The sequence below is a fragment of the Shewanella sairae genome (genome assembly GCF_023283535.1).
GTDB classification, from domain to species: Bacteria; Pseudomonadota; Gammaproteobacteria; order Enterobacterales; family Shewanellaceae; genus Shewanella; species Shewanella sairae.
This window is the reverse complement of the sequence record NZ_JAKILT010000095.1, coordinates 1-7611: the sequence shown is the minus strand read 5'-3', so window position 1 is coordinate 7611 and position 7611 is coordinate 1. Positions and strand designations below refer to the sequence as shown.

The window sequence follows — 7611 nt, the reverse complement described above, 5'->3', positions numbered from 1 at the left end:
TAAAGTGATGACGCTTGCGATGATTATGCTTGTTCGGCATTTGTTAAATACAGCTAAAAGTTAAAGAGTTCGTCCATCATAATCGAACTCCCTTAGTAAGCCTAGTTGGATGTTATTTGTGCACTACAACAAAGCCGTTTGCGACAGAATCCTCATTTTGCCTCTATTTTTTAGCGACTGGTTATATTGCGCATAATTTCTTAAGCGATAAACGGCTTTCTTTATATGATGGCGTTTACGCTTATTATGTTTGTGAGGCATTTGTTAAATGATTAAGGTAGTAGGCTCTAAGTCAGATAATAACTGTTCTGATAATGATTGCCCACCTATTGATTATTTGAGCGCTGCAACAAAGCCGACAGACCCCCAATAACAGCCCTTCCCTACTTTTATTTTTCAGCAAAAAATGCTCGCAGGCAAATCTCAGAATAAAAGAATGGTTCAACCACTTTATTGGTAGTTGACCGTTCATGCCAAATTCTACATACTATAATAGTAATTATCGTATGTAAGAGATTCAGACGATCTGACAATGAAGAATGGCCTAACGACATTAGCAAATAGACAAGATACTGAACACGCCCCGTTGGATCTCAGTCGGCTACCTTTGGCTTTACATACGAAAGTCGATCAAGCCAAAAGTCAGCAACAACATCGACGATCTGAAAATACGGTTAAATCCTACTTATCGGCTTGGGCAAGCTTTGTCGATTTTTGTGATAGCTATGGTTTTAATCCTTTGCCGGCTTCACCCGAAATTTTGATGGCTTATCTTGGTCAAGAAATGACTCGGACCTTTATTGCTCAATTCAATGGCCAAGAAACAGCGCGCCATTTAAGTAACAGCGCCATAGCAATGCGAGTCGCTGCAATTCGTCATTTTCATATCGAGCATGGCCATGATTCACCCACTTATCACCCTGAGATCATAAAATCGCTTGAGGGTTTTAGACGTAATCAAACTCGTGAAGTGCTCCATGATGATAAATCGCCATTACTTAATGACGAACTGGGCCAACTGGTAACGGTTATTTCCGATAACGAAAAAACACTCATTAAGAGTCGCGACCTGGCACTGATACTTTTACTGAGAGCTGGTGCATTTCGAAGAAGCGAAATTGTAAAACTTAAGGTAGAAGATTTAGCTTTTCGGTTGGATGGCCTAGAGATCACAATCCGTTTTAGTAAGTCTAATCAAGATGGTAAAAAACAGGTGAAATGGCTTCCTGATGATGAAGCATTTTCTGCTAATGATGCAATCAAGCAATGGCTCGAAATCAGCGGCATTGAGAGTGGTTATATATTTAGGAGTATCACTCGTAATAGTTTAGCGTTGCGAACTGGCCCTGATGAAGAGACGCCTACTTTAGATCCACCTGTATTATGCGGAGCCGATGTGAACAGGATCTTGAAAGGCTATTTGGTAAAAGCCTGTATTGATGTTCATCGTTTTGCTGCGCACAGTGCAAGAAGTGGCTTTGTAACTCAGATGGGCAGTGACGGCGAGGATGCAATGAAGATCCAGCGCCGCACGTTGCATAAAGACTTAAGAATGTTGTCTATTTATAACAAGTAATCGAAACTCACAAAACATATAAATTTTATTCTTTAGCAGCATAATTGTATCTGAGAGATCCAGCGTCCTTAAAATATAACAGCAAGATCTCATTCTGACAGTGAAAAAACAGTAATTTTCACTGAAAACCCACTATCTTTTAAAATCTATCATTTCAAAAACAATCACTTACTAATTTTAATTATCAGAAGTGATTTTTAAAATATAATCTTCAATCTGCTTGAGTTTGTTTTTCTCAATTCTTGAAAACTCTATAGTTACCTTATTTCCGGTACTATCTTGTTTCTTCCTAACAAACTTATTTTTATTAATAGATACGATGGGCTCAAACTTAGCCGTCTTAGCTAGTGTTTTCTTTTTACCCATTAAATGCTGAGCTAATAACTTAAATACAAAATCTTTTTGAACTTCTTTGGCATTGGTATCTTCGACGTTTAGCAGATAAAGTTCATCAGCAACAGGTTTAACAGCTTCACTCATGCAGTCTAAAACCTCTAGATCATACCGCTCAAGTTCTTCATTTGTAGCTCCTTTGTTACACTTACAGATATTGGCAGAAGTTAATACTGTTTCTTGAATCTTCTTGAGTTCGCGATAATCTTTTGCAACCAAGACCTCAGAACGGTCAAATAGCTTTATCAAGTTAGCATTGATAGAAATCGCAGTTAAACAAGTAGAGATATATGACTCTGACCTATTAAAGATCCGAGCCAGCTCTTTTTGCTCGACCTTAATTTCAACCTTAAAACTGCGCTGTAAATGTGCAATATGCCTTAAGAATTTGGCCCCCTCCTCCCTATGTGTATGCTTCATAACAAGGGAAAACTGCTCAGTTAAGTCCAACGCTTCTTGTAATGTCAGTTGCTCTTTACTGTATAAAATATCATATCCAACACCACTTAAGAGACAGCCTGCTCGTCTTAATGATCCATCTAAAATCTCAATAACTTTATCTGATTCTAAGTAACCAATAGCAGGATAAATTTGGTTATCAGCTAAGCTTTCTGCAAGCTTTAAAAGCTCGTCTTGGTTAATTTCTTCTTGAATCCTTGGGTTCAAATGAGCAGAAACACGGGTTTCTTTTTCAATATCATCATGGGCAATATGCTTTGAGTAAAACTTAACCTTACGGCCCGAGTTAAGTTTAAAAATTCTAGGTTCATCAACAGCTCCTAATACTCCGTTTTTCGCAGAGCCTGGTCTAGACGAATAAAAACTACTTGTACTCATTATCTGCCCTCCACTTCAGCCAAGTTCAACAGTAACTCTCTAGTCGCATCTCGTAATGAATCGACGGCCTTTGATAACTGTCGTGGCGGGCAGTGTAAGTTGGCTGAATCTGATTTCTTTAAATCAAAAATAGTACGATAGTTTCTGCTAGCAATTTCAAAAGCTGAGCTACGCTTAATCACGCAATTCAAAAGCCACTTACCCGACTTATCCTTAATTTGATTGAGCATATCCAAGTCTCGGCTTTGTTCATCATCATAGTTAACAACCATTATTTTCAGCATTTGAATGTTTTTGCCTTGCGATGGAAGACGGTAGAAATGGTTCGGTAACTCTTCAATAAATTGGCAAGTAGATTTCCAATCAAGTTTACGTGGCGAAACAGGAACAATCACGGCGTCAGACGCCTCCATTGCATTCCATACCAGCGGATTTGTATGAGGACCTGTATCGACAAAAATAAGGTCGTAGTGAGGTTTTAGCAAACTAAGTACCTTAGTATCTAAAAGCTTTAGAAAATCATTCATATCACCTGTTTTAGCATACTCCTCCCAAGCTGCGGCACTAAAGCGCTCATCAGATGGAAAAGAAGGAATTATGTCTAGATTTGGAATATGCGTACCAATAACAGATGATTGAACTAGTTCAGAATGCTCATAGCCCATATCAGCAAGAGAAGCGTAATAGCTCTCAGGCTCTAGTTCGCCAAGCATTAAATCAACGCTAGTTAGCATTTTTGCTGTATTACCATAATCTGCGGCAGCGAAGTTTCTAAGTGAACCTTGAGGATCGAGGTCTACAACGAGAACGCGTCTTCTTTGTTTCAAATCGAGAGCTATTGAGGTTGCAACGCTAAAGAGCGTGGTTGATTTTCCTGTGCCACCTTTTTGATTTTGTACGTCAGCAACAGGGCAGCCAGTATTAGTATCAGACCATTTAGGTATTTTCATCCAATCCATCAGCGCGTGCATGTGTCTTAATGTATAAAGATAACGCCCCGAGGTATATACAACCTCTGGAATAACTCCTTCAGCCAAAGCCTCTTTTACTTTGTCTTTAAAAGTGTTTAGTGAAACCCCGCAAATCTTGGCTGCTTCAGATTGAGGAATGCTGTGGTTCAGAATTAACTGATCGATTTCATTAGTGGTTTTAGACTGCTCTAAAACAGCTTCAAGACGATCAAATTCGTCCTTATTAATTTCAGAACCTAAAATAGCTAATTTGGCTAATAAATCGGTCATTTTGATACTCACTATTTGATAACTTAAATAAATAGTACATTGATAGCATTTTGTCGTCAATATATAAAAAGGCTGTCAAAATGGTTTTGCTTAAATTATTACTTAGATATAACTCACAAATTAAAAAGTGAAATATAACCTTACTAAACAGCTGCTTACGATTTGTTTTGGAATGAGTTTTCAGTGGAAATCTCACAACTTTTGAAAATCACCTTACTATGGCTTTGTTGCAACGCTCAAATAATCAACCTGTAGGTAATCAATATAAGATCAGCTATTATCTTACATAGAGCCTACCACCTTAATTATTTAACAGATGCCTCACAAACATAATAAGCGTAAACGTCATCATATAAAGAAAGCAGTTTATCGCTTATGAAATTATGCGCAATATAACCAGTTGCTAAAAAATAGGGGGAAAATGAGTATTTGATTATCGTCTTCGGTTCTGTCGCAAACTGAGTATTCTGGTCAAGCACAACAGGACACCTCACTTTGTAATTTCTCATAGTTGACTGGTGTTAAGTCTTTGAGCGATGTATGCAACCGTTCATGATTGTAATACCTTATGTATTCTTCAACATCCTGCTTCATTGACTCTCGCGTTAGATGCACAATGTTTAACAACCACTCATGCTTTAAACTACCAAAGAACCGCTCAACTACAGCGTTATCAAGGCTCCAACACTGCTCATAGAGGCTATCATTCCATTTTCCGTAAGTAAGCTTTGGTACTGCTTACTCGTATATTGCGAACCTCTATCGCTATGAAATATTACGCCTTTATCTGGCTGCCTCAGTGTTATGGCCATCTGCAATGCACGCTCCACTAAGTTAACCGTCATCCGCGCGGATAAGCTCCAGCCAATGATACGCCTGGAGTTCAAATCCATTACTATTGCTAGGTAGAGCCAGCCTTGGTTAGTTCTCAGATACGTCACATCACCAGCCCAAGCTTGATTAGGTTGGGGTGGATTAAAGTTCTGGTTCAGGACGTTATCAGCAACACTGTCGCTGTGTTTTCGCTTCGTCGTAACTTTATAAGCTTGACGTTGAATAACCACTAAGCCTAACTTTCGCATAATTGAACGAGGGCGATATCGGCGTTTTTCAAGGTAGTTGTCGTCTAAGCTGTTAAGCTGCTTCTTTTTTGTTCTCTGGGTTTAACTCCACATCACCGATTTCATCCCAGTTTCTGATGCCCTTTGACCAGCGGTTAGGGTTATTTTCTTGTGCTTCTTTGTACAACTCTCGGCGTTTTTCCAGTATCGTTTTATCTTCACCATTATGGCGTTGCGCAGGAGTCACGAACTTGATACGACTATGCCTATGCTTGTTGTTGTACCAATTAGCGAAATCTTTTACCCAAACTCTTGCATCTTCAAGACTCTTAAAGCCTTCACTTGGCCAACGATGACAGTACTTGACCGTGCGGAACAGTGATTCAGAATACGGATTGTCATTGCTGACACCAGGACGGCTTCGAGAGCCTATTACACTCATTTTAAACATTTTGGCTTGCATCGTCAGACACTTCATCGGACTGCCGTTATCTGAGTGCAAAATGACATTTTGTTTTACGCATTTTTCAGCCCAAAGAGTGCGCTCAAGCAACTCAGCGCCATATTCACCAGACTCGCTCTCATGAACTTCCCAACCCACAATTTTACGACTGAAAATGTCTACTATCATGTACAGATAGAAGAATCGACCAATGACGCTTGAAGGACAGTAGCTGATATCCCAAGTCCACACTTGGTTTGCTGCTGTCGCTGTGTAGCCCTTAGGCTTAGCTCGGCTACCTTTAGGTTTTGCTTTGCCTCGATGGATTAACTGGTCATGGGCTTTCAACACACGATAAAAGCTTGACTCAGATGCGAAATATCGCCCTTTATCTGCCAACATTGGCACTATCTGGCTAGGCCCTAAATTGGCGTATTCTTCTTGGTTACAGGTATCTAATATTGCTTGCTGATCTTCCTCTGTGAGCTTATTTTTCGGCTCAGGTCTATCCGCAGCAGACCTTTTATCACCTATGATTTTGCCATGTTCCTGCCACCGCTGTAACGTTCGTATGGATAAACCAATTTCTTCACAAGCTTTCTCTTTTCTTGCGCCAGAGGTAACGGCTTCATCAATCAAGGATACATAATGCTGCCTATCTGTGAGGGCTCTGTTGCAAAAAATTCAGTCTCAACTCAGAATCCCTTTTCTTTCCCACCTAATCTAGCGACACAATGACCAACCCCGAATTTAAATGGAAACACTTTGCCCCTGAAATCATCCTTTGGTGCCTTCGGTGGTATGGTTCGACACCGATGAGCTACGCCAACCTTAGCGACATGTTGGCAGAGCGGGGAATTTCGGTTAATCGCTCGACCATTTATCGTTGGTTCATTGAGTATGCTCCGGCATTACGCAAGAAGTTACGTCGCCATCAATTCATCCGGATAGATCCTTCGTGGCAGCTCGATGAGACCTACGTTAAAGTGAAGGGGAAATGGCATTACCTTTACCGAGCCATCAATAAACAAGGTGAGACGCTGGATTTCTATTTTTCCCACCAACGTGATACAGAAGCTGCGTATCAGTTTCTTAGGCGCTGCCTGAGATACTACGACATAGATAAGCAACCTAAAACTTTAAACACTGACAAGCATTCCTCATACGCCAATGTGATTGCCCGCTTGAAGAAGGAGGGGCGACTGCGGGAGGATATTGAGTAGCGGCAAGTGAAGTATCTCAATAATGGTATCGAGTCCGATCACGCCCCCATCAAGAAGCTTGTTGTTGCCACCGGCGGTTTCAAAATACGAAAGCGAGCCTGGTCAAGCATCCAGGGATTCGAATCATTACGGATGTTGAACAAAGGTCAGTTTGATTTCTGGTTACGTCATGATGAACGTAAAACCCTTGTTCGGGATAGATCTGTAGTGGTCAACTAAAATTGGCCACGATCTTAGAGTTTAACCAGAACCTTCGTTCTGATTCATTGGGCGTCAGCCCGCCGTTATATTGATGTGGGCGAAGCTGACAGTAATATCCAATTATGTATCGTGTAATTTCGTGTTGAGCTTCAGTTAAATTACGATACCCAGTTGTCGCTATCCATTCAGTTTTCAAACTTCTAAAGAAGCGCTCCATAGGGCTATTATCCCAACAGTTTCCCCGTCGAGATAAGCTTTGCTTAATTTGAAAACGCCACTGTAATTGACGGTACTTCCGACTTGTATAGTGGCTTCCTTGATCACTGTGGAACATGACATCTTTAGATTTACCACGAGCTTCATAAGCCATTGAAAGAGCTTTTCCTGTTAAACGGCTATCAGGCGATAACGACATTGCCCAACCAATCACTTTACGAGAAAATAAATCCATCACCACAGCTAAGTACATCCAGCGGTTACCAGCCCACACATAGGTGACATCACCAACCCAAACTTCATTCGGAGCTGTAACAGCGAATTGTCGACCTAGGTGATTAGGGATTTCAATATGTTCGCGTGACCCTTTTAGGTATTTGTGCTTAGGTACCTGACAGCTGACTATACTAAGCTCTTTCAT

4 protein-coding genes and 3 pseudogenes are annotated in these 7611 nt (G+C 40.6%); 2 read left to right on the top strand and 5 right to left on the bottom strand.

What is annotated here, in order from left to right; translation table 11 throughout:
- Window positions 1-532 precede the first annotated feature (532 nt).
- Window positions 533-1576 carry a tyrosine-type recombinase/integrase gene (locus L2748_RS22345; protein WP_220783434.1) on the top strand — a complete coding sequence of 348 codons (1044 nt, stop codon included), beginning with the start codon at window positions 533-535 and terminating at the stop codon, window positions 1574-1576.
- Between the two features lie 177 nt (window positions 1577-1753).
- Here the strand turns inward: L2748_RS22345 and L2748_RS22340 are convergent, their stop codons facing one another.
- The 4 genes and pseudogenes from L2748_RS22340 to L2748_RS22325 form a co-directional block, all read right to left on the bottom strand.
- Window positions 1754-2806, bottom strand: a complete 1053-nt coding sequence (locus L2748_RS22340) for a ParB family protein (RefSeq protein ID WP_220783433.1) — start codon at window positions 2804-2806, stop codon at window positions 1754-1756.
- Entirely contained in the window at window positions 2806-4047 is a 1242-nt protein-coding gene (locus L2748_RS22335; RefSeq protein ID WP_220783432.1) for a ParA family protein, read from the bottom strand. Before L2748_RS22335 ends, L2748_RS22340 begins: the two co-directional genes overlap by 1 nt.
- A 471-nt stretch (window positions 4048-4518) precedes the next feature.
- A pseudogene (locus tag L2748_RS22330) lies at window positions 4519-5150 on the bottom strand (IS3 family transposase); the annotation flags it as partial.
- A gap of 31 nt (window positions 5151-5181) precedes the next feature.
- Window positions 5182-6219 (bottom strand): annotated as a pseudogene (locus tag L2748_RS22325) (IS3 family transposase); the annotation flags it as partial.
- A gap of 65 nt (window positions 6220-6284) precedes the next feature.
- Here L2748_RS22325 and L2748_RS22320 point away from each other — a divergent pair.
- Window positions 6285-6992: pseudogene (locus tag L2748_RS22320) on the top strand (IS6 family transposase).
- Here L2748_RS22320 and L2748_RS22315 read toward each other — a convergent pair.
- Window positions 6985-7611 (bottom strand): IS3 family transposase (locus L2748_RS22315; protein ID WP_248957767.1); only part of this gene is annotated, 627 nt, incomplete at its 5' end. The pseudogene L2748_RS22320 and the gene L2748_RS22315 overlap by 8 nt on opposite strands.

What these genes read in the sequence shown, in the direction of transcription:
- L2748_RS22335 (WP_220783432.1), bottom strand. Translation starts at nt 4,047, where the DNA reads ATGACCGATTTATTAGCCAAATTAGCTATTTTAGGTTCTGAAATTAAT.
- L2748_RS22340 (WP_220783433.1), bottom strand. Translation starts at nt 2,806, where the DNA reads ATGAGTACAAGTAGTTTTTATTCGTCTAGACCAGGCTCTGCGAAAAAC.
- L2748_RS22345 (WP_220783434.1), top strand. Translation starts at nt 533, where the DNA reads ATGAAGAATGGCCTAACGACATTAGCAAATAGACAAGATACTGAACAC.